At 40.6% G+C, this 20,660-nt stretch carries 20 protein-coding genes and 1 pseudogene; 18 read left to right on the top strand and 3 right to left on the bottom strand.

The genetic code is table 11. The annotated features are described in order from the left end of the window. Positions 1 to 62 precede the first annotated feature (62 nt). The 5 genes and pseudogenes from cas6 to RM368_RS34685 form a co-directional block, all read left to right on the top strand. Positions 63 to 665 (top strand): annotated as a pseudogene (cas6, locus tag RM368_RS34705) (type I-MYXAN CRISPR-associated protein Cas6/Cmx6); the annotation flags it as partial. Positions 666 to 667: 2 nt separating this feature from the next. Beyond that, positions 668 to 2,248 carry a type I-MYXAN CRISPR-associated Cas8a1/Cmx1 gene (gene cas8a1, locus RM368_RS34700; protein ID WP_322698265.1) on the top strand — a complete coding sequence of 527 codons (1,581 nt, stop codon included), beginning with the start codon at positions 668 to 670 and terminating at the stop codon, positions 2,246 to 2,248. Then, positions 2,226 to 3,194 carry a CRISPR-associated protein gene (locus RM368_RS34695; RefSeq protein ID WP_322698264.1) on the top strand — a complete coding sequence of 323 codons (969 nt, stop codon included), beginning with the start codon at positions 2,226 to 2,228 and terminating at the stop codon, positions 3,192 to 3,194. Before cas8a1 ends, RM368_RS34695 begins: the two co-directional genes overlap by 23 nt. Further along, on the top strand, positions 3,191 to 3,829 hold the full coding sequence (gene cas5 / locus RM368_RS34690) for a type I-MYXAN CRISPR-associated protein Cas5/Cmx5/DevS (protein WP_322698263.1): 639 nt from the start codon (positions 3,191 to 3,193) through the stop codon (positions 3,827 to 3,829). Before RM368_RS34695 ends, cas5 begins: the two co-directional genes overlap by 4 nt. Positions 3,830 to 4,144: 315 nt before the next feature. After that, positions 4,145 to 4,387, top strand: a complete 243-nt coding sequence (locus tag RM368_RS34685; RefSeq protein ID WP_322698262.1) for a hypothetical protein — start codon at positions 4,145 to 4,147, stop codon at positions 4,385 to 4,387. A 161-nt stretch (positions 4,388 to 4,548) separates the two neighbouring features. Here RM368_RS34685 and RM368_RS34680 read toward each other — a convergent pair whose 3' ends face one another. Beyond that, positions 4,549 to 4,827, bottom strand: coding sequence for a helix-turn-helix domain-containing protein (locus RM368_RS34680; RefSeq protein WP_267870548.1), 279 nt, complete (start codon positions 4,825 to 4,827; stop codon positions 4,549 to 4,551). Between the two features lie 80 nt (positions 4,828 to 4,907). Here RM368_RS34680 and RM368_RS34675 point away from each other — a divergent pair, with 80 nt between their 5' ends. The 12 genes from RM368_RS34675 to RM368_RS34620 all read left to right on the top strand — a co-directional run bounded on the left by RM368_RS34675 (position 4,908) and on the right by RM368_RS34620 (position 16,856). Next, complete coding sequence (locus RM368_RS34675; protein ID WP_322698261.1) at positions 4,908 to 5,219, top strand: hypothetical protein; 312 nt, start codon at positions 4,908 to 4,910, stop codon at positions 5,217 to 5,219. Further along, complete coding sequence (locus tag RM368_RS34670) at positions 5,212 to 5,496, top strand: hypothetical protein (RefSeq protein WP_094340309.1); 285 nt, start codon at positions 5,212 to 5,214, stop codon at positions 5,494 to 5,496. Before RM368_RS34675 ends, RM368_RS34670 begins: the two co-directional genes overlap by 8 nt. A 104-nt stretch (positions 5,497 to 5,600) precedes the next feature. Beyond that, positions 5,601 to 6,914 carry a hypothetical protein gene (locus tag RM368_RS34665; RefSeq protein ID WP_322698260.1) on the top strand — a complete coding sequence of 438 codons (1,314 nt, stop codon included), beginning with the start codon at positions 5,601 to 5,603 and terminating at the stop codon, positions 6,912 to 6,914. Positions 6,915 to 7,128: 214 nt separating this feature from the next. Further along, entirely contained in the window at positions 7,129 to 8,751 is a 1,623-nt protein-coding gene (locus RM368_RS34660) for a type I restriction-modification system subunit M (RefSeq protein ID WP_322698259.1), read from the top strand. Then, positions 8,748 to 9,953 carry a restriction endonuclease subunit S gene (locus RM368_RS34655; RefSeq protein WP_322698258.1) on the top strand — a complete coding sequence of 402 codons (1,206 nt, stop codon included), beginning with the start codon at positions 8,748 to 8,750 and terminating at the stop codon, positions 9,951 to 9,953. The genes RM368_RS34660 and RM368_RS34655 overlap by 4 nt, the downstream gene beginning before the upstream one ends. A gap of 68 nt (positions 9,954 to 10,021) precedes the next feature. Further along, complete coding sequence (locus tag RM368_RS34650; RefSeq protein WP_322698257.1) at positions 10,022 to 10,282, top strand: hypothetical protein; 261 nt, start codon at positions 10,022 to 10,024, stop codon at positions 10,280 to 10,282. After that, on the top strand, positions 10,260 to 10,628 hold the full coding sequence (locus RM368_RS34645) for a type II toxin-antitoxin system VapC family toxin (protein ID WP_322698256.1): 369 nt from the start codon (positions 10,260 to 10,262) through the stop codon (positions 10,626 to 10,628). Before RM368_RS34650 ends, RM368_RS34645 begins: the two co-directional genes overlap by 23 nt. A gap of 42 nt (positions 10,629 to 10,670) precedes the next feature. After that, positions 10,671 to 11,270: a Uma2 family endonuclease gene (locus RM368_RS34640; RefSeq protein WP_322698255.1), complete on the top strand. Its 600-nt coding sequence runs from the start codon at positions 10,671 to 10,673 to the stop codon at positions 11,268 to 11,270. 59 nt (positions 11,271 to 11,329) lie between these two features. Continuing rightward, on the top strand, positions 11,330 to 14,209 hold the full coding sequence (locus tag RM368_RS34635) for a type I restriction endonuclease subunit R (RefSeq protein ID WP_322698254.1): 2,880 nt from the start codon (positions 11,330 to 11,332) through the stop codon (positions 14,207 to 14,209). Between the two features lie 38 nt (positions 14,210 to 14,247). Beyond that, the gene (locus RM368_RS34630) at positions 14,248 to 14,562 is read left to right on the top strand and encodes a hypothetical protein (RefSeq protein ID WP_322698253.1); all 315 of its coding nucleotides are present in this window, start codon (positions 14,248 to 14,250) and stop codon (positions 14,560 to 14,562) included. A gap of 220 nt (positions 14,563 to 14,782) precedes the next feature. Further along, positions 14,783 to 15,199 (top strand): sugar ABC transporter permease, encoded by a 417-nt coding sequence (locus tag RM368_RS34625; RefSeq protein ID WP_322698252.1) that lies wholly within the window; start codon positions 14,783 to 14,785, stop codon positions 15,197 to 15,199. Continuing rightward, entirely contained in the window at positions 15,192 to 16,856 is a 1,665-nt protein-coding gene (locus tag RM368_RS34620) for a caspase, EACC1-associated type (protein ID WP_322698251.1), read from the top strand. Before RM368_RS34625 ends, RM368_RS34620 begins: the two co-directional genes overlap by 8 nt. 72 nt (positions 16,857 to 16,928) lie before the next feature. Here RM368_RS34620 and RM368_RS34615 read toward each other — a convergent pair whose 3' ends face one another. Together RM368_RS34615 and RM368_RS34610 are read right to left on the bottom strand one after the other, a co-directional pair. Continuing rightward, positions 16,929 to 17,918 (bottom strand): TniQ family protein, encoded by a 990-nt coding sequence (locus RM368_RS34615; protein ID WP_322698250.1) that lies wholly within the window; start codon positions 17,916 to 17,918, stop codon positions 16,929 to 16,931. A 48-nt stretch (positions 17,919 to 17,966) separates the two neighbouring features. Continuing rightward, positions 17,967 to 18,227 (bottom strand): helix-turn-helix transcriptional regulator, encoded by a 261-nt coding sequence (locus RM368_RS34610; RefSeq protein ID WP_322698249.1) that lies wholly within the window; start codon positions 18,225 to 18,227, stop codon positions 17,967 to 17,969. A 174-nt stretch (positions 18,228 to 18,401) separates the two neighbouring features. On the opposite strand from RM368_RS34610, the gene RM368_RS34605 reads away from it, so the two are divergent. Continuing rightward, positions 18,402 to 20,495, top strand: a complete 2,094-nt coding sequence (locus RM368_RS34605; RefSeq protein WP_322698248.1) for a TnsA endonuclease N-terminal domain-containing protein — start codon at positions 18,402 to 18,404, stop codon at positions 20,493 to 20,495. Positions 20,496 to 20,660 lie beyond the last annotated feature (165 nt).

The raw sequence follows: 20,660 nt of genomic DNA, 5'->3' as shown, positions 1-20,660 counted from the left end.
TATCTTGATTCGACCACTTTAGCTGGTAATTTCTTTTTAAAAAATCACCTAAGCTAAGAGGCGCACCGATTCCTCTTGACAACGGTTATCTCACCTACGCTGCCTTATCCCGTATTTGTCCCCCACTACATGAACTAAAGTCTATTGGGATTCATCCGATTGCTGGAATACCAACCGGCAACAATTTGCTTGAACTCACTGCTCAATCTCGTCTAAAAATTCGCATTTATCATCAACAGATTCCTTTAATTTATCCTTATTTAGCAGGTCAAGCTTTTCATATAGGTGAAAATTCTTATCAACTAGATATTCCTGACTACAAACCGTTAATTTCTTCAGAAAGTGTTTATTCCAGATTAGTGGTAATTAAAGGGTTTCAAGACTCGACTAACTTTATTGAAGCTGTTCAACGGCAACTGGATAATTTAGGAATACAAGGAAAAATTCAACTTCTTACCCGGCAAGATGGGACACCTCAAAAAAGACAATTAACCATCAATAAAGAAGGGAAACAGTTTAAAATTAGAGGATTTGGCGTACAAATCAGCGAACTCAACTCAGAAGATTCCTTAACCTTGCAAGAACAGGGAATTGGTGGGAAGCGAAAGATGATGTGTGGAATATTTGTCCCAGCGACTCGCAGCAAGTCAGAAGAGGAAATCTAATCATGGTTGCTACCCAACCCAAAATTTACCTATCTCTCGATGCTGCGGATACGACAATAATGCACCGCGTGGGAATGACGGGATTCTACATGACTTTAAAGCGATTAGAAAAGCAATATCCCTCATCTCGTCAACGCGGAGGACATATATCATGGTCTTTGACTGCTGATACTATTAAATTATTCTGGCAAGGAAGTGATTTTGTCGCCCTATCTTGGTTAATTAATGAGTCTTTTCAATTAGATAATAGAGGTTTAATTCATCTAGTAGGATTAGACAATGATCGAATAGATTTAAGGCAGAAAATCCATATTCATGAGGGAATATGCGCTGTTTTCCTGCGTCTTAATAAGTTTTATCAAGCGGGAGAGATAGTTAACACCGAACTAAACGTTGAAGAAAAAAAAGTCGAATATCAATATAAATCCCTAACTTGGTACGCACATCAAACTTTTGCAGAAAAGTTATGCGATACAAATACCCAAAAACTCAGACAGGATTATATTCAAATAACCAGTTGGTTGTATTTAGGGGGAATTGTTCGCCATGCTAGGACGCAGAACACTACAAAACTGGAAGAGAAACCTGAATATGCCTTAGCATTATTATTTGTACCAGTAGTTTGTCATTATTGCTTCCTTCATATTTCATCAGAGGACTTGAAAGAAAAGAAACCCCATCGTTATTTGGTAGTGATTCCAGAAATTAAGGATTTTGAAGATGGTTCTCAAAGAAGATGGCGATTACAGCAATTAGAAACTAAACAGCTTCATGTTAGTAGCCTTGGCGAAGCAGGATTACTTTATTACAGCTTAGATGATATTCAGCCTGAAGCCGACTATTATCAAGCTTGTCAAGTTTGTTTATATGAAAAAATGAATCAAGCTTCTCGTCAAAGGACATTGATGAGTGTAGAAGAAATTAAAATTGATAAAAATACTTTAACCACTTATCAACAGATTCAAAAATACTTTCAAACTAATTATCAGAAGATTAAACCTAAGCAAACTTTTATTAAAGTGAATCCGATTCGCTCCCTGATAGCTGATAATTTAGTGAAAGGAATCCATTGGTGGTCTGATTTTTGGGAAAAATTGGTAATAGAGGATTCAAAAGGATATTTATTTAACCAGTTATTTTCCAATCGAGAAGGATTCATAATAATGGCAGAGAACAGTGAAGAAGACAAGCAGTATCTTATTTTTATTAAGATATTTCAGCAAGCTATGAAGGGTAACTTTGCTAAAATGTATGCTAAAGCACAGGAAGGAAAAGATCCTCCAATTAAGAAGAAAGTTGAACGATTAAGGGCAGAGCTAAACTATTGTTATGATGAATTGTCATTTAAAGAATATTTGTCTGACTTTTTAGTAAGAGGAGGATTAAATAAGTATTTTAATGAGCATCAAGAAGAAATTTCACTACTCATTAAAAAAACACCCTGGCAAGAACTAAGAATTTGGTCATTGTTAGCGATCGCCAGTTATAAACCCAAAGATAAGCCTACTAATAGGGATGATAATAGTTCATTACCAAACAATCAAAAACTAGAAGATGTGAATGATGAGTCAGAAGAAGAATGAGAATAATATCCCCAATTATTATCTTTACGGAACAGTCCTCACTCGTTATGGTTTAGCGTCCTTAAATCATGACATTAGGCGAGGAAATAAGACTATCCTGCAAAAAGGCTATTGGAATGGTAAAATTCATTCTTTTGTAGGTTCAAGTGCAATTCGTTGGGCGTTACGTTTTTATCTTCAAAAGCAAGGTTATTTAGTTAATCGAGTTTGGGATGATGACGAAAATATTAATCGGTTAACAAGTGAATATTTCGACCCAGAACAATTTTATGATGATGATATTTTTGGATTTGCTTTATTAGAGTCTGCTGAAACAGAAGAGGAGACTTCACCACCAAGGAGAAAAAAGAAACAAACAAAAGCCAGCACTCCTAATCAGCGAATGGGTGCTTTAGGGATGAATATGGCTGTTTCGCTAACGCCTTATGATGGTACAGTCAAGTTAGGGGCAAAAAGTGGCAGAGAAAAGGATAGTACATCGCTTCATTTTACAGAATATCATGCAACCCGATATCAATATTATTTTGGAATTGATGCCACTCATCTCAAAGATTTTTCGCGGATTCTACCTCTGATAGATGGGATTATGAATCTGCCCAAGGTAGGAGGGAGTAGTAATATTTTTAATTATCCTTTCTGTCCCGATAGTTTTGTATTTGAATGGACAAATCATTTTGCTCCATATATTTCCTATTGCTTTGAATATTACGATCCTAAGAGTAAGGAAGCAAAATTTACACAAGAGTTTATAGATGAAGTGGAATGCGGACAGATTGACCCTAGTAAGTTGTGGATTGGGGGAACAATTGTTAAAGAGTTACAGCAATTAGATAATTTTGATAATTCCCTTTTAAACAGAGCGCATATTTATCGTAATCGAAATGAACTGATTGCAGATTTGAAAACAGTCATTAAAAGAGATTTGGGCTTAGAAGAATCAAAATGATTGCACCACTAATTCTCTATTTAGATGTTCCATTTGCGACTTTTCGGGAGTCCCATGCAAGGGAAATGGGAAAAACCTATCCTGTCCCTCCTCCAGCGACAGTGTATGGAATGTTGTTGTCTTTGGTAGGGGAAACGAATGCCTATCGCCACTGTGGGGTAGAATTGGCGATCGCAATGTTATCTAGCCCCAAAAAGTCACAAATTTTGCGTCAAATGAGACGGTTTAAGAATACTGATTTTAGCCATCCAGAGAATGTTATTCCCTGTTATCAAGAAATTTTGTCTAATCTGAAGTGTTTGATTTGGGTTCGTTCTGACGAGGAAAAGATACAACCAACTTTAAGGGAGAAGATACAGTTAGCGTTTGACCATCCTGAGCTAGTAAGACGGTTTGGTTGTTTATTTTTGGGAGAAAGTGACCAGTTGATTAAAACGATCAAACTTGTCTCGGAAGATTATCTAGAAGGGGTGAGAGAGTGGGCGATTAGAGATAATCGAGGTAGGTTAACCTTACCCTATTGGGTTGACCATGTGGGGTCAAGAAATACCCGATTTTTGAGGTATCGAATTGAGGAAATGCCAAGCTCACCACCTCCTGATTTGGCGTGGACGATGATTCAATCTCCAATTTGACAAGTATCTCTTATGGGAAAAGGAGTTTAGGATCAAAGAATGGCGGGAAGGTTTAGACGGTAAGGGATATGGTAATTGAGACAAGAAAAAATGTGCTTGCCATTTTTGGGAAAGTTTATCTGCACTGGCTTTGAGGGGCTGAAAGTAAGGGAAACTTTGGTAAGTTATATATTTTTGGTTTCTCGATATGGAAAGTACTTGTAAGATTGTAAATAAACCTTCCTCAGTTAAGAGTTTTCAACTTTGTTGTGATTCGTGGCTTTATGCCGTTAGGCGTTGCTCAAGAGGGTTGGCGATGGGCAGAGGATAATTGGTTTGGGTGATTCGTGGCTTTATGCCGTTAGGCGTTGCTCAAATATCGAGGTCAAATATACTGACTGCGATCGCAGAAGTAATTCGTGGCTTGATAAGGTTGGGTTATTGCATCTGATTTGGGATCTAGGCGAACAGGACTGGAAACAAATAGACGCACGTATTAATATTGATGACCTTCTCCGCCAAGCAGGATGGAACCCGGCTGATAAATCTCAGGTAATGACTGAGGTTTCGGCTCACTGAAAGTAAGCTTAATTTGTGGCGATCGCATAAGCCCTTCTGAGAAAATTTTCTGGAGGGCTTTAGTTGCTTTAGGAAGTGAGTTCTATTGCGCTGTGAAAAATGTTTCACAGAGGCTGCCGATAAAGGCGAACGTGTGCTAAAACGTTCAAAAATTCCAGTTATTACTCACTCTCTGCTTCAATACCGTAATCTGCAAAAAAAGCAGAAATAGATATATTCAGCGCCTGTGCAAGCTTTTCTATATTTTTTAGTGAAGGATTACGAGTCCCTGTTTCGATACTGGAAATGTAATTGCGATGAAGACCAGCCCTTTCAGCTAACTCTTCTTGAGAAAGGTCTAATTCTCGTCGTCGCCGTCTAATAGCTTTGCCAAAGCGATATTCAATATCTGGATCTTGGTTTTTTTGCCTCACAGAACCATCGTGAGGGAGTGTAGACAATTAATCTATACACAATAAATTTAGTTTTGCACACTATATGTTAATTTAAAAATATTGGTGCAACGCTATCCGCAATAAATATGACGAATACATTTCCTCAGATTCCGCCAGTAGCGATGCCAGAAGTAATTCCCAGCGAATTACCCCACCAGAGATTTCGTCTCGGTGAATGGGTGCGCTGGTTTCAAGTACCCAACGGTGATTATGGTCGCGTCATCGGAGTCATATACACCCAACAAGCTAGTTGCATTGCCACTGGCTTACATTATTTGGTTCTTTTAGATGAGCGCAGCCCCTCTCGTAAAATTTGCACCTGCGACTTTGCTTTCGAGGAAGATATCGAACCCCTGGATAACTCATTCTTGGAAAGGCTTCGGGGCAATCATGTCTGAAGCTCAACAACATCAGCAGTTGCTAGAATTGCACAACCAAATGTTCATGTCTCCCCAAGATTTTAGCTATCGTTGGGGATTGGGTTACGAAGAACTAGCAAAAATCTGTGCCATCTCTAAATCTACGGCTTATCACTGGTTGGGTGGACAAGCCAGCCGCCGAGAAGCTGGATTACCTTATCAGAGAATTATGGCTGTGGCTGATTTTCTTTTTGCCAATGCCGAAGTAATTAATCCTCTCTTAGAACAGTGGCATAATTCTCCACCACCAAATTAATTCTTCAGCTTTTGCAAATTGACAAAACTTTTCTCCATCACCTTGACTGACACAAAAAATAGGTAGTAGGGTGCAATTTATCGTCACCAGCCTAGCCCTGCTCCATGAACCGTTCCACCAATGATTCTTATTACTTGCCCTCTAGTATTGAATTGACCCAAAGCCATGTCCTGATTCATCGCATGGCAATACCGCTCAAAAATGCAATCAGCTACTTACAGCAATTTCCCCAGCCAGAATACGAGGATATTTGCCGGGATGCTTTTGAGTTAGGATTTCTTTGCTTGCAAACTGCTCAAACTCGTCATGGCAATGAATTAATTAAGCAGCAGATGGAATCCTTGTTGGTGGAGTTTCAGCAGGCAGTCAAGGTAATTGCAGAGTCTTTCCAGCAGGAATTAATTAATCAAGTAGGAATAGAGAATGGTCAATTATTAGCTCCACTCCAAAATCAAATTAATCTGACTTCAGCCATCCTCACTGAAAAACTCAATAGCGTCAGCACTTTACTTACACAAGAAATAGATCCTGCCAGAGAAACTTCTGTTGTCGGCCGCTTTTTGAATTCATTACGTCAACTGTTAGATGCTAAACGCTCTGATTCCATTCAAGGCGCATTTAAAGCAGCATTAATAAATGCTACTAAGGAAAACGGTACTCTGGCTGCGGCAGTAAAAAATGTGGTTTCTGAGTCTGTGAAACCATTAACCGAACAAGTGGAAAAACTGACCAGAGAAATTCGAGATCAACAGGTGACACAACAAGTACTTGAGCAGACAACTACAAAAGGGATCAACTATGAGGAATTAGTTGTTGTCGAACTGCGAAATTGGTCAAAGTTGAGTGGAGTAGAGGTGGAGCATATTGGTCGTGATGGGGATACTGGCGATATTCTTCTAAAGTTCACCAGTAAATCGTTAGCTGTAATTGAACTGTCAATAGTGATTGAAGTTAGAAGCCGACCGTCAAAACCTTTTGGTCGCCAAGCAATCACTCAACATTTACAGTCAGCAATGGTGCGGCGTTCTGCAAACTCGGCAATTTTTTTAAGTTATTCGCGTGAGGGATTAGCGCAGGAAATCGGTGATTGGGCAGAGGGAGTTTCTGAGTCGGGTTATTGGATCGCTACAACCCATCCATTTTTAATCATTGCTATCCGCTTTTTGGTGATCCAGCAAAGGTTAAATAAATTGCGTACCTTTGAATCAGAACTGGATGTGACTGCTGTTGAACAACAAATTCAGCAAATCCGCACAGCTTTGGGACGAATCAGAACTATCAAAAAATCTCTGACGGAAATTGGGAAGGGTGTGTCTGTAATTAAAGTTGAGGCAGATGCGCTGAGTGGAGATATTCAATCAGCGTTGAAATCAATTGAGCAAACCCTGAGTTTCGTTCCAACTGAAAGTACTGGCTAACAGTTTAGCTAGCATACTCCTGCAATATTTCTCACCCAATAACGCACCCAGATTTTTTAATTCAGCAAATGATTTAAGTTATAGGGTATTAACACAGGTAGTTTAAGTGAATAGGACTTACGCACTGTACAAACGAATCATCTTGTGTGTTAATCTTACGTTGCTTAGACACCACTTCTTGGCGGTGCTAGCGATCGCCCAGTACCAGAGATAAATGACGAACGGACAAAACGGACAAAACGGACAAAAGAAAAAATTAGAAACTCAGCTTTGGAATATTGCCGATTCGCTACGGGGCAAGATGAACGCTGATGAGTTTCGGGATTATTGCTTAGGGTTTATTTTCTATAAGTACCTATCCGAGCGTCAGCATCTTTACGCTAATGATATTTTGGCTGAGGATAAGATTGATTTTCTAGAGCTTGATGAGTCGTCGGAAGAGGGGCAGGAATATTTAGAGGCAATTAAAGAGGAATCTATTGCCGAGTTGGGTTATTTTTTGAAGCCATCTGAGTTGTTTAGTTCTCTGGCTAAACGGGCATTAGGCAATCAGGCGGATAAGGATGAGATTAGTGATGAGGAGTTAGAAAAGAGTTCAATTTTTATTTTGGGGGATTTGACGGATGTTTTAAACAACATTGAACGCTCCACTATGGGCAAGGAAAGTGAGGAAGACTTTGATCATTTGTTTGAGGATCTGGATCTGAATTCGACGAAGTTGGGGCGGACTCCGAAGGCGAAAAATGCTTTAATTGCCAAGATTTTAGTGCATCTGGATAAGATTGATTTTCGGTTGGGAGACACCGAGAGCGATGTTCTGGGGGATGCCTATGAGTATTTGATTGGGCAGTTTGCCAGTGGTGCGGGGAAAAAGGCGGGGGAGTTTTACACGCCGCAGCAGGTTTCTAAGGTATTGGCGAAGATTGTGACGACGGGAAAAGAGCGGCTGAAGTCGGTTTATGATCCGACTTGTGGTTCGGGTTCGTTGTTGCTGCGGGTGGCGCGGGAGGTAGAATCAGTCGGGGATTTCTATGGGCAAGAGATGAACCGCACGACTTACAACCTGGCGCGGATGAACATGATTTTGCATGGGGTGCATTATCGGAATTTTGATCTTAGGCAAGAGGATACGCTAGAGAACCCCCAGCATAAGGGTATGCGGTTTGAGGCGGTGGTGGCGAATCCGCCGTTTTCGGCGCAGTGGAGTGCGAATAAGCTGTTTGAGTCGGACGATCGCTTTAGTCAGTATGGGAAGTTAGCCCCGGCTTCTAAAGCTGATTTTGCATTTGTGCAGCACATGCTGCATCACCTCGATGAGAATGGCATTATGGCGGTGGTTTTGCCTCACGGGGTGTTGTTTCGCGGAGGTGCAGAGGGGCATATTCGCCAGTATCTAATCAAGGAGCGGAATTGGTTGGATGCGGTGATTGGGTTGCCTGCGAATATTTTTTATGGAACGAGTATCCCAACTTGCATTCTGGTGTTGAAAAAGTGCCGGGAATCTCCTGAAGATATTTTGTTTATTGATGCCAGTGCCTATTTTGAGAAGGCGAAGAATCAGAACTATTTGCGGGATGAGGATGTTGAAAAAATTATTTCCACTTATCGCCAAAGGATAGAGGAGGAAAAGTATAGTTATCGCGCACAGTTAGCGGAGATTGCTGAGAATAATTTTAATTTGAATATTCCGCGTTATGTGGATACGTTTGAGGAGGAGGAGGAGATCGATCTAGATGCTGTGGTACGGGAGATCCGGGAGATTGATCGCGATATGGTGGAGACGGATCGGCTGATTCGGGGGTTTTGTGATGAGTTGGCGATTGATACGCCGTTATGAAGATTGAAAGAGCGGGGTATAAAGTAGTTCCTCTCAAAACACTACTAACTACATCCGTGCGGAATGGATACTCTCCTGTTTGTCCTGAAGCGGAAAGCGGAAATTGGGTTCTTGGCTTAGGTGCATTAAATGGAAATGGGTTTGATCCATCCCAGAAAAAACCTGCACCGCCTAATGATCAGAAAATTCAGGATTTTCTCCTTTCTAAGGGTGACTTTTTGGTTAGTCGTTCTAACACCTTGGATAAAGTTGGAAGAGCTTCTCTATTTCGTGGTGAAATAGAGAACTGTGCTTACCCTGATTTAATGATGAGATTTAGAGTAGATGAGAAGAAAGTCAATCTTGAATACTTAGATACTTATCTAAAAAGCGAAAATATCAGGCATTATTTTCAGATTCATGCTGCTGGCTCAAGTGGCAGCATGGTGAAAATCACTAAGAGTATTCTTGAAGAAACTCCAATCTTGCTCCCACCATTGCCAGAACAAGAGAAGATCGCTAGTTTTTTGGGGGCAGTGGATACACGCCTAAACCAACTCCGCCGCAAACGGGAACTGCTGCATACCTACAAACGCGGCGTAATGCAGAAAATATTTTCTCAAGAGATTCGGTTTAAACAAGACGACGGCTTCCCCTTCCCCAACTGGCAAGAGAGAAAGTTAGGAGACATCACATATAAAGTAGGAGAAAAAAATAAAGAAAGTATTGCATATCCAATCTATTCGATTAATAACAAAACAGGATTTGTACCCCAATCTGAGCAGTTTGATGGTGTTGACAGTAATGATCGAGGCTATGACATATCCTTGTATAAAATCATTAAGAAAAATACATTCGCATATAATCCTGCAAGAATTAATGTTGGTTCGATTGGATTTAGCAGGGATTTAGAAAATATAATTATTAGCTCTCTATATGTCTGTTTTCAAACAAAAAACCAATTAAACAATCTTTATTTACTACAGTATATAAATACATTTAATTTCAATAAATCAGTTTTACGTAATGTAGAGGGAGGGGTTAGAAATTATTTATTTTTTGAAAATTTTTCAAACATTAAAATACCGTTACCTTGCTTAGAGGAACAACAAAAAATAGTTACTTTCTTGACCGTCATTGATCGCAAAATCGAAACCCTCTCCCGCAAAATCGAGCAAACCGAAAAATTCAAAAAAGGCTTGCTGCAAAAACTGTTTATTTGAAAAAAGGAAACAGGGAATACAATAAAAGTATTACCAATTACCTAATAGAAAATATGGAGATTTAAGCAATGCTAAACTTGCAAATTACCAAAGAACAAGTATTTAGTTTACTTGAACAATTATCTTGGGCAGAACAACAGGAGGTTTTGCAATATCTCAGTCAAAAACTCCATAGTCAACCAGTGAATAGTCAATCTAATCCTGATCATGCTTTCGAGCATCCCATTAACCAACTCTCAGGGAAAATTACAGCTTTTCAAGGGGTTAATGCTTTAGCTTGGCAAGAGCAAATTCGGAGTGAGTGGGATGAAACTGGATTATCTCATTGATACTAATATTTTGATTTCATTGTTCAATCAAGAATTAACCCAACCTATACCTAATGGTAACATAGGTTATTCTGTCATCACAAGTATTGAGATTTTATCTTTTAAGGGTTTATCTTTACAGGAAGATAATTTAATTTGCTCAACTCTAAAAACTCTTATCGAAGTATCTCTAGATAAGACTATTACCGAAAAAACAATTCAATTAAGGCGAAAATATAGCTTAAAGATGCCTGATGCTATTATTCTTGCGAGTGCTTGGGAGTGTGCAGCAGTGTTGATTACCAATGATAAGCAGTTGTCCAAAATCAGCGAAGTACAGGTTCTTTCTTTACCAACGAAAAGTTAGGTAACAGCGAATAAAATAAAAGTATTACCAATTACCAAAAAAATGATCGCTGCTAAAGACAAACCCACAAACTTAACCCCCGAAGAATACTTTGCTTGGGAAGCAACCCAACTGGAAAAGCACGAGTATATCAACGGTGAAGTTTACGCTATGACTGGCGGTAGCGTTAATCATAGCCGTATTGCAATTCGATTTACGACTATGTTTGATACCCATTTAGACGCTAGTAGTTGCATAACAGGGAACTCAGACCTGAGAGTTAATATTGTCGGCACTAATAACTATACCTACCCAGATGCCAGCGTTACCTGCGACGATCGCGACAAAACCACCACCCAATATATTACCTACCCCTGCTTAATCGTCGAAGTCCTCTCCGCCAGCACCGAAGCCTATGATCGCGGTGGCAAATTCCGAATGTATCGCCAAAACCCAGCCTTAATCGATTACCTACTAGTCAGTTCCACTAGCATCGAAATCGACCTGTATCACAAAAACGACGCAGGCGACTGGTTGATTATCAACTACAAAGCAGGCGACGCGATCGAACTCAAAAGCATTAACCTCAATTTCCCCATTGAACAAGTCTATCGCGGTTTAACCCTCTCCGCAGAAACCCCAACAGACACCATTCGGGAATAGGTAGTATTTTATAGGAAGTAGGCAATAAATAATACTTTTATTGTATTCCCCATTCCCCTATGCCCCAAACCGAAGCCGAACTTGAACAAAAACTAATTGCTCGCCTAACTGGACTAGGTTACGAACCCGTCACCCTTCGCAATGCTGAAGACCTCAAAGCCAACCTGAAAGCCCAACTGGAAAAACATAATCACATCGAGATCAGCGACACAGAGTTTAAAAGCATTCTCAACCACCTTGATAAAGGCAACGTCTTTGATCGCGCCAAACGCCTCCGCGACAAAATGGAACTCAGCCGCGACGATGGCACTACCTTTTACCTAGAATTCCTCAACACCGAACATTGGTGTCAAAACCAATATCAAGTCACGAACCAGATTACCCAGCAAGGCAATTACAAAAACCGCTACGACGTAACCCTGCTGATTAACGGCTTACCCCTCGTGCAAATTGAACTGAAACGCCGAGGACTGGAACTCAAAGAAGCCTTCAACCAAATCAACCGCTACCAGCGCCATTCCTACGGCGCAGACAATGGACTGTTTCAATACGTCCAAATTTTCGTCATCTCCAACGGAGTTAATACCCGCTACTACGCCAACAACCGCAAACAAGAATTTAAACAAACCTTCTACTGGGCAGACCAAGAAAACAACCTCATAACCCAACTAGAAGACTTCGCCGACAGCTTTCTGGAGAAATGCCATGTCTCCAAAATGATCTGTAAATACATCGTCCTGCACGAATCCGACAAAGTGCTGATGGTGCTGCGCCCCTATCAATACTACGCAGTAGAAGCCATCATTGAGCAAGTCAAAGATACCGATAAAAATGGCTATATCTGGCACACCACAGGATCAGGCAAAACCCTCACCAGCTTCAAAGCTGCCCAAATTCTCACCCAAATACCCAAAGTGCATAAAGTGCTGTTCGTCGTCGATCGCGCTGACCTTGACTACCAAACCAGTAAAGAATTTAATTATTTCAGTCCTAATTGCGTAGACACCACTGACAACACTCGACAACTGGTAGAACAAATGGCTGGGGATAACCCCCTCATTGTCACCACTATCCAGAAACTCAACCGAGCGATCAAATCTCAAAAGCATGAAGCGGCAATGGAGCATTTGAAAGATAAGCGCATTGTGTTTATCTTTGATGAATGCCACCGCTCCCAATTTGGCGAAACCCATAAAAATATCGTCAAATTCTTTACCAAAGCCCAAATGTTCGGCTTTACCGGGACTCCCATCTTTGCCGATAACGCTGCTAGCAACGAACACGGTAAACGCACTACCAAAGACCTATTCCAGGAATGTTTGCATAAATATGTGATCACTAATGCGATCGCCGATGAAAACGTTCTTAAATTTTCCGTCGAGTATTGGGGCAAAATCAAACGCAAAGACGGCACGCTGATCACAGAGCCAAAATTAGACCGAGAATTCTTTGAAAATCCCGACCGAATTTCTCTAATTGTCGATTGGATTATTGCCAACCATAACCGTAAAACCCACGGTAGAAAATTCTCGGCGATGCTCTGCGCCAGCAGCGTAGACACCCTAATTACCTATTACGACACGTTCAAAAACAAACAAAAACAGGGATTACATGACCTACGAGCGATCGCGATTTTTACTCCTGGCTATAACGAAGAAGACCAAGACGCAAACGGCTTAATTGGAGAACCCGATTTTAATATCAGCGCAGATACAAGCAACCGTAGCCATAGCCGCGACAAACTGAATCAATTTATCGCGGACTATAATCAGATGTACCAAACCCAACATTCCGCCAAAGATAGTCAGGCTTTCTATGCCTACTATAAAGACATCGCCAAGCGGATGAAAGACCGCGATCGAGAAAACTTTCAGGATCAGGAACGTGCCGATATTCTGTTAGTCGTCAATATGTTTCTCACGGGCTTTGATGTCAAAAAGCTCAATACACTTTACGTTGACAAAAATCTGAAGTATCACGGATTAATTCAAGCATACTCCCGCACTAATCGCATTTTGGGCGAACTTAAATCCCAAGGGAATATCGTCTCTTTCCGTAACCTCAAAGAGAATACTGATCAAGCCATTGCCCTCTTTTCCGATACCAACGCTAGCGAAGAAATTTTCATCGAACCCTACGAATACTACACTGAAAAATTCAATGAAGGTGTGCAAGAACTGAGAGCGATCGCCACTATCCCTAACGATGTCAATAAGCTTATTAGTGAAGACGACCAAGTTGAGTTCGTTAAAGCCTTTCGTAATCTTATCCGTTTACAGAATGTAAGTAAATCATTTACTGAATTTAGTTTTTCCGACTTAAATCTGGATGAACAAACCTTTGAAGATTACAAAAGCAAATATCTGGACATCTATGATAGAACCCGATCCAAACCCGATGAAGAGAAAGAATCTTTGGTTGAAGAAGTCGATTTTGAACTGGAACTGATCCAGCGAGACGAAATTAACGTCTCCTATATTCTCAAGCTGCTGGCTAACCTCCAGCGACACATCAAGGATGATGCTACCCAGGAAGATTACCAAAATCAGAAAGCGTCTATCCTTGAGCTAATCGGGAAAGAAGTCCAATTACGCAGCAAGCGGGATCTGCTTGAGAAATTTATCGAAGAGCGGCTACCCACCCTCGAACCCGAAGAAAAAGTCGAAACCGTCTTTCAAGACTTCTGGACTCAAGAACGTGTTGAAGCAATTGGGCAACTCTGCCTAGAGGAGAACCTCAAGATCGAAGCCGTGAATCAAATGATTTCCGACTACAAATTTTCTGGGAAAGAACCGTTAAGAGAAACCGTGTTGAATGCTTGCAACGAAAAACCCAAATTATTAGAGCGTAAAAAAATCTTTGCGCGAGTCGTATCAAAATTACTCGACATCATCAACAAATTTGATGACGATCTTGGTGAGCTTGGGGAGGAAGAATAAAACAGTTCTCAAAGCAGGCGATCGCGCATTGCCAACGAATGCAAAGCTTTTTAAGCGATACTGAGGCGGAGTGTAAACTTTGTGATACAGTTTTAAACAATATATATTCTTTTAATCTTATGTCTAATTCTTCTATCGGTGTTAGGATTCCTCCTAACCTTCAGAAGCGGTTGGAAAGCCATATTGCCGAGACGCATTCAACCAGAACAGAAGTAATTTTAAATGCTTTAGCTCAGTATCTGGGTGCAAGTGAAGAAGTGCCATTGAGCCAGAGGGTGTCTGCATTGGAAGCTCAAATCTTAGAGCTAAAAGGTTTGATCAAAAATATTTCAAGTCTCCCAAGTTATTCATAACAAGCTCAACAGCTAGGTCAAGCGAGCTGGCACGTTGAAAAACGATGTGGTCGTTAGCGTGTCGCTCCTTACCTCTGCTGTGCTGAGACTTTGCCGTTAAGCCATCTGCTGGCTGAGTTTGAACGGAGAATGGCGGTGCTAGAGGAACAAAACAGAGAAAATTAACGGTTTGCCTTACCCAGTAACTTATAGAAAACTCTATTTCAAGGAAATTGAAAACATGACAGAACAAGCTAACTTTAAAATCATTATCGCCATTCAAGATGCCGATTTAGATAACGACGAGTTACAAGAAGAAACTCAAAACTTGCGAGAACAACTTGAGGAAAGTGAAATCGTAGAAAGCGCAGATTTGGTAGAAGTTAATCAAGCACCAGCAGGTTCAAAGGCTCTCGGTGGCTTCATTTTAGGGCTTTTAAGCGCAGAGGTTAGTCCCGCTAATATTAAAAAATTAATGGGATTTTTGGGCGATCGCTTGGGGAATAAACAGATTGAGTTAGCACTCAAAACTCCTGACGGTAGAGAAATTAACCTCAAAGCCAGTAGCAGAGAAGAGTTTGAATTTGTTTTCCAAAAAGCACAAGAATGGGCAAAAGGTAATTCCACCACAGAAGATAAGGCTAACACAGATGGCTAAAATTGCTTTATTAATTGCAGTAAGCCAATTCGATTCGGGAGATTTAGCCTCTTTACCGAAAAGCTCTACGGATGTGGATGCAATGAAAGAAGCGTTGATAGAGCCAGAGTTAGGAGGGTTTAAAGAATCTGACATTACTGTGTTGAAGAACCCTAAGAAACAGCGAATGGAAGATGCTGTTTATGATTTATTTGATAAAGGTAGTAGAAAAAAGGATGATCTCCTGTTATTTTACTTCTCTGGTCATGGAATTACTGATGAACAGGGGACATTCTTCTTTTCTACCTATGAGACTCGTAAGGAAAATGGTAAATTACGCCCTACCACTGCCGTATCATCAAAATTTGTACATGACTGGATGAATCAATGTCCATCCAAACGAATGGCTATTATCCTCGACTGTTGTCATAGTGGGGCGTTTGCTAAGGGATTAAGTGCTAAAGGTACTGCTAACGCTCTAATTAAAGAGCAGTTAGGAGGTGAGGGACGCGCCATACTCACAGCTGCTAGTGCCACCGAATATGCTTGGGCTAAGGATGAATTTAATCTTTCTGTCTATACCTATTATCTCCTAGAAGGTGTTCGTACAGGAAAAGCAGATCAAAACGGCAATGATTGGCTTTCTCTGGAGGAATTACATGAATATGCCAAGAAAAAAATATTTGAAGCAAAACTCGAAATGAACCCAGAGTTTTATCCAGTGAGGCAAGGAGCTAAGATTCATCTTTTTAAAACCAAAACTACTGATCCTAGAGAGAGGTATCGAAAAGAAATTCAGCGTTATTTGAAACTAGGTAAAATTCCTCTTTTTGCTCGTAATTCGTTAGAAGATTTGCGCGAAAAATTACAAATATCTCAAGGCGAATCCCAATCAATAGAACAAGAAGTTTTCGCTCCTATTCAGAAGAAGCAAGAAAATCTGAAGAAATATGAAAAGGCTTTGAGAGAAGCATTAGCTGAAGAAGGTTCTCTTGATAGTGATTGGATTTGGGATGAATTAAAGCGAATTCAGGAAAGATATGAACTTCAGGATGAAGAAGTAGAGCCAATCAGGCAGAAGATTATTCCTGAAATACCGCAACAGGAATTACAAAAAGAACGACAAGCACAGGAAGAATATAATAATAAACTTCGGCAATATGAACAGGCATTCTCAAAAGCTGTTGAACTAGAATATCCTTTGAGCAGTCATACTCGGCAGCAAATCAACAGTTGCCAGCAGTCTTTAGGACTTAGACCTGAAGATATACAGCGAATTGAACAACCGATTTTGGCTGCTAAGTATCAAGGGAAACTAAAGGAGGAAGAGAGACGGAAAGAACAAGAAGCAGAAATAGCCAAACAGTTAGAAGCACAAAAGCAACGAGAACAGGAAGAGTATCAAAAACGACTAGAACAAAGGCTGAACGGAGAACAGGAAGAACAACCTAGACTAGAGCCACAAGAGAACATTCCTTCACAACCCCAACCAAGACAGGCAGGATTTCTCTTCTCAAAAACGAAAAAAGCTAAGGATCGGCGTACCGTTATTGTGTTAAGTTTAGCAGCTGGTGGAGGGATAGGGTGGATGTTTGGGCAAGTGACAGGTATGGTTGTGGGTGGGGTAGTATTATGCTTAGTAGTATATCTTACATCCATCTACATTGAACGCTGGTAGTTTTCTGTAAACTTATTTCTGGGAATATTTCTCACAAATTTATCGGCTTTTTACTAAATTTATACTAAACTTCTATAACCTTAATTCCAGACTAAAATTACCGAACAATACCTTGCCCAATTCCTGAAAATCTGACCCAAACAACTGGGATACACTAATTTTCGCCTTCTTACACGCAGGAATAATTAACTTCACCAAATGATAAGGTTGACTTTGATTTGTTGTTGAGGCTATCCTCAACGATTCCATGATTCCTCCTAAATCTCCCAATAACTTCACATCCTTTCCACTTGCTTGTTCAAACACAAACAAAATTAATTGTAATTTTCGGGTTAACTCGATCGGGATGGGTTCATATCCTAATTGGGGAGTAAGTGCAATTAATTCGCTAATTCCTTGAATATTAACTCTATATTTCTCTATTTCCTCTTCGCTTTTAATTCCCTGCCCTAACCACCTGTAACAACGAGAACAAAATCCCGCAGGTGAAAACTTAGCCATTACAGATAAACGCGAATCACAATGAGGACATTGTTCTATTAATCGCTGTTTGTGAATCAAACAAAATTCTACATCCTTAAATGACCATAATAAGGGTTCATAGATAGTTTTGTTCTGCTGCATCCACTCTTCCCAACAACAAGGACACCAAGCGCGGTAGCTCCGAAATAGCCCCTTGTCATAAATCATTCCTTTCCAGCTTAAAAGGGTCAAAAAGCGTAAATCCTGACGCATTGTTAACTCTTTTAAGACAGCGACTAACTTTCCTGTCATTTCTCGCATTCCGTTAATAGCTGGTTTAGCGTCGCTATTTCCCAATAGGTGACTTAGATTTTTTGACAATAGCTCAGATTTATCCTCATCTTTGAGAAGAAGTGGCGCAATTTCTCCCATAACGAGCTTTTGAGATGTCAAACAGTGCGCCTGCGCTAAACGATGGAGATAGCTACTAAGACTTTCTGCATAGGGAGTTCCCACTGCCACAGGTTCAACAGAGAATAACCGACTCCGTTGCGGGATTTCTGGAGGTTTTAGGTTCCAATGTTCTAAGTAAATATTCATCCCTCTTGGATTAACCTAAACGCTGGTACTTTAGTTTTAAAAGGCATTTCAGGGATTAGTTTCCGATTCACTCTTAACCTCAATGCCGTAATTAACAAAGAAATCGGAGACAGATATCTCCAAAGCTGCCGCTAACTTAACAATATTTTTCAACGAAGGGTTACGCTCTCCGGTTTCAATTCCTGAGATGTAGTTCCGATGAAGCCCTGACCTTTCAGCCAGTTCTTCTTGGGATAAATCTAGCTCTCGCCTTCGCCGCCTAATCGCTCTGCCAAAGCGGTACTCAATACTGAAGTGTTTTTGTGTCACCAAACAATACTGAACTAGTATCGCCGTTAAATCTATCTACTACCAGTGGACTTTTGCACACTATGAGTGGTATAAAAGGGAAGTAATATAACATCACACAAGCAAGTCCCTAATTTTATGGCCTTATTTTGATAGATTCATAAAATAAAGCGAAAAGTGCTTAGTACGGAATATATGAAAGAGCAATTTGAACAATGGGTTGCTCGCCTTCCAATATCCGAGGCAGGGCAAAAAGTTATTGAGAAAGTTCGCTCATCTGAACCATCCCGTCGCGTTGGTGGCGGTAGCAAGAATGTTTCGGGACGCTACCCTAGCCGCAAGATGGGAGTCACGATTCAATTTGAGTCTCATCGGGTTGAACTGCCAATTATCTATCAGTTAGAATACGATGAAGATGTTCTAGAATTCTACGATCAACCACCGCAAATTAAACTTGACTATCAAGCAAGTAACGGACGTAGATTAGGCGTTTTACATACCCCAGATTTCTTTGTTATCCGAACCAATTTGGCTGGTTGGGAAGAGTGTAAAACTGAGCAGGATTTGAAAAAACTAGCAGAGAAAAGCCCCAATCGTTACTTTTACTCTGAAGAAAATAATCAATGGCATTGCCCGCCAGGAGAAGACTATGCTAACCAGTTTGGGCTTTATTACCGCATTCGCTCAGATCGGGAAATCAATTGGGTTCTGCAACGTAATCTGCAATTTTTAGAAGATTATTATCGTTCACAATCTCTAGTAGTGGAAGAAGCGATCGCTCAATCACTACTTGCAGTTGTGTCATCTCAACCAGGAATCACTTTAGCAGAATTACTCAATCGGTCAACAGGAGCTAAATCTGACGATATCTACACCTTAATTATTCAAGAGCAAATTTATATTGATTTAAATGCTACACCACTAGCTGAACCAGAAAGATGTCTAATCTTCCGTGACCAACAAACTGCTAGTGCTTATAGATTAATAGTTGAACAGCCAAGTGTAAGTCTTCCGGCTATCTCTCCTGTAGTCAATATTGTTACCGGAACGCTTGTTAGTTGGGATGGCAAAGGTTTAAATATCATCCATGTTGGCGAAACAGAGATTATACTTTGTGCAGAAAATAATCAGTTAATTGAACTCAAAAAAGCTGTATTTGAGAATCTGGTTCGCCAAGGAAAAATCACAAGTCTCCAAACACCAGAAAAAACAGATGTTAGCAAAGAATATTGGCAGCGATTTTATCAAGCTAGTCCAGAAGACCAAGCAGAAGCCCTTGAACGCTACAAAGCTATCGAACCTTACTTAAACGGACATCCCCCAGAAAACGAAACAATACCAGCCCGTACCATTCGTGACTGGAAAGCTAAATATCTAACTGCAATTCAAAAATACGGTTGCGGCTACATTGGGCTTTTGTCCCATCGCAGTGTCAAAGGTAATCGTCAGCGCAAGCTGCCCGAAGAAACCTTAGCAGTTATGGAGAAGTTTATTTTAGAAGACTATGAAACTCTTAAACAAAAAAGAATGTGGGAGGTTCACGCGGCTTTAGTTCGAGCTTGCGAACAAGCTGGTGTAATTGCTCCGAGCTATAAAGCATTTACCAAAGAAGTACAACGCCGGACTGGTTACGAACAGACTAAAAAACGCCAAGGTCATCGTGCCGCTTATCAGTATGAATCCTTCTATTGGGAGCTTACTACAACTACCCCAAGACACGGCGATCGCCCCTTTGAAATTGGGCATATCGACCATACCCCGTTAGATGTAGAGCTAGCTTGCTCTCGTACAGGTCGCAATCTTAAAAAACCTTGGGCAACATTTCTCGTAGATGCTTATTCACGGCGATTGCTGGCAGTTTACCTAACGTTTGACTCACCCTCATATCGTTCTTGCTTAATGGTGCTAAGAATTTGTGTCCAACGTCACGGCAGGCTTCCCCAAATTGTAGTGGTAGATAACGGTGCAGAGTTTCACAGCGTTTATTTTGAAACACTACTAGCTACTTTTGAATGTACAAAAAAGCAAAGACCCCCAGCCAAAGCTCGTTTTGGTTCGGTTTGCGAACGCCTATTTGGGACTGCCAATACTGAATTTGTTTATAACTTACGCGCTAATACACAAATAACTCGTAACGTCCGCCAAGTCACCAAGTCAGTTAACCCTAAAAATCAAGCTGTATGGACACTTGGTTTACTTTATGAATATCTTTGTACTTGGGCTTACGAAGTTTACGATACAGATGAACATCCGGCACTTTTCCAGAGTCCGAGGGATGCGAGCGTATGAGGAGTTTTCATTATGACACAAACTACTAAATTTCCGCTTGAACTCCTCACAAGACCTGCTCCAGAAAGGCTGGCATACTTTGAGAATTACACCGTAGGACATCCTCGACTTCAGAGGTGATTCGTAAACAAAAGCTTAAGATGCCATTCGCTTGACCATCAGACG

The sequence above is a fragment of the Nostoc sp. DedSLP03 genome (assembly GCF_034530815.1).
In the GTDB taxonomy this organism is placed as follows: Bacteria; Cyanobacteriota; Cyanobacteriia; order Cyanobacteriales; family Nostocaceae; genus Nostoc.
This window is presented reverse-complemented; position numbering and strand designations above follow the sequence as displayed.